General features: G+C 58.9%; 1 protein-coding gene and 1 pseudogene. Both read left to right on the forward strand.

The genetic code is table 11. The annotated features are described in order from the left end of the window. Positions 1-127, forward strand: a pseudogene (locus WH277_RS01510) (hypothetical protein); the annotation flags it as partial. Continuing rightward, positions 124-2,084 (forward strand): Fe(2+) transporter permease subunit FeoB (gene feoB / locus WH277_RS01515; protein WP_339503971.1); only part of this gene is annotated, 1,961 nt, incomplete at its 3' end. The pseudogene WH277_RS01510 and the gene feoB, both read left to right, overlap by 4 nt.

Raw genomic sequence — 2,084 nt, forward strand, 5'->3', positions numbered from 1 at the left:
GATCCGCATCGCGCCACTGGGCGATCCGCTGCATATTGAAACCCGCCACGTGAGCCTGATGTTGCGCAAAAGGGACCTTGATTTGCTCCAGCTGGAAGCCATGCAGTCAGCCGGAGAGACAGCATGAAAACCATCACTATCGCACTGACCGGGAACCCAAACGTAGGTAAAACCACCCTGTTTAACCAGCTCACCGGATCGCGCCAGCGGGTCGGTAACTGGGCCGGGGTAACCGTCGAGCGCAAAGAGGGGCTGTTCACCACCGCAGAGCATCAGGTGCAGTTGGTTGATCTGCCGGGCTGTTACTCGCTCACCACCCTCTCGGCGCAGGCATCGCTGGACGAACAGATTGCCTGCCAGTATCTGCTGAGCGGTGATGCTGACCTGGTGATTAACGTGGTGGATGCCAGTAACCTTGAACGTAATCTTTATCTGACCTTGCAGCTGCTGGAAATGGGGCAGCCCTGCATCGTGGCGTTAAACATGCTGGATATTGTTGAAAGCCAGCAAACAGAGTTAGACCTCGCGGCGCTGGAACAGGCCCTGGGCTGCCCGGTGATACCGCTGGTTTCGACACGCGGGCGCGGCATCAAACCACTGAAAGAGACCATCGACCGCTATTCACGCCAGCCTACCCTGCTTGATGTCCCCTATTCGCAGCCGCTGCAACAGGCATTACGTGAACTGGTCGCGGCCATGCCTGCCGCCACGCCCGAAGGGCAGAAACGCTGGCTGGCCCTGCATATGCTGGAAGGGGACATCTGGAGCCAGCAGCAGATGCCCGCTGCCCAGGCGTTACTGCCTGGCATCCATGAACATCTGGGGGAAGATGCTGCCCAGTCCATTGCCAGTAGCCGCTATCAGACTCTCGAATCCCTCTGTCACAAGGTCATCCGTGTGGCCGGAAGCCGTAGCCTGTTCAGCCAGCGGCTGGATCGGCTGACCATGAACCGCTGGCTGGGTCTGCCGGTGTTTCTGCTGGTGATGTATATGATGTTCTTCCTCGCCATCAACCTTGGTGGCGCGCTGCAACCCCTGTTCGACCTTGGATCAGCGGCGATCTTTATTCAGGGTACGCAATGGCTGGGGGCTACGCTGCACCTGCCGTTATGGCTGACACTTTTCCTGGCGCAGGGCATTGGCGGCGGGATCAATACCGTGATGCCGCTGGTGCCGCAGATCGGCATGATGTATCTGTTCCTCTCTTTGCTGGAAGATTCCGGTTATATGGCGCGTGCCGCCTTTGTGATGGATCGGTTGATGCAGGCGCTGGGTCTGCCCGGTAAATCCTTTGTACCGCTGATTGTTGGCTTTGGCTGCAATGTGCCCTCGGTGATGGGTGCACGCACGCTGGACGCGCCACGGGAGCGGCTGATCACCGTGCTGATGGCGCCGTTTATCTCCTGCGGAGCGCGGCTGGCGATTTTCGCCGTCTTTGCGGCGGCCTTTTTCGGTCAGCGCGGTGCCCTGGTCGTTTTCAGCCTCTATCTGTTGGGGATCTGTGCGGCCATCGCCACTGGTCTGCTGCTGAAGCATACGCTGATGCGCGGTACCGCCAGTCCCTTTGTGATGGAACTGCCGCTGTGGCACGTTCCTCACGCCAAAAGTTTGCTGTTGCAGACCTGGCAGCGTCTGCGGGGGTTTGTCCTGCGGGCCGGGAAAGTGATTGTGCTGGTCAGTATGCTTATCGGAGCGCTAAACAGTTTTTCGTTTAGCGGCAAGCCGGTGAGTCATCTGAACGACTCCGCGCTGGCCAGCGTCAGCCAGACATTGACACCGCTGCTGGCACCGATCGGTGTTCACGATGATAACTGGCAGGCTACCGTCGGTCTGCTGACCGGAGCGATGGCAAAAGAAGTGGTAGTCGGCACGCTGAATACCCTCTACACCGCCGAAGCGCTGCAACAGCAGGCATTCGACCCTGAGCAGTTCAGTCTTCGCGCGCAACTGAGTGACGCGCTGACTCAGACATGGCAAGGCATCAAAGCCACCTTCAGCCTCAGCGTTCTCGCCAACCCTATTGAGGCCAGTAAAGGCGATGCGGAAATGGCCAGCGGCGCAATGGGTACGATGCACAGCAAGTT

Source organism: Erwinia sp. MYb416 (genome assembly GCF_037479575.1).
GTDB lineage: Bacteria > Pseudomonadota > Gammaproteobacteria > Enterobacterales > Enterobacteriaceae > Erwinia > Erwinia rhapontici.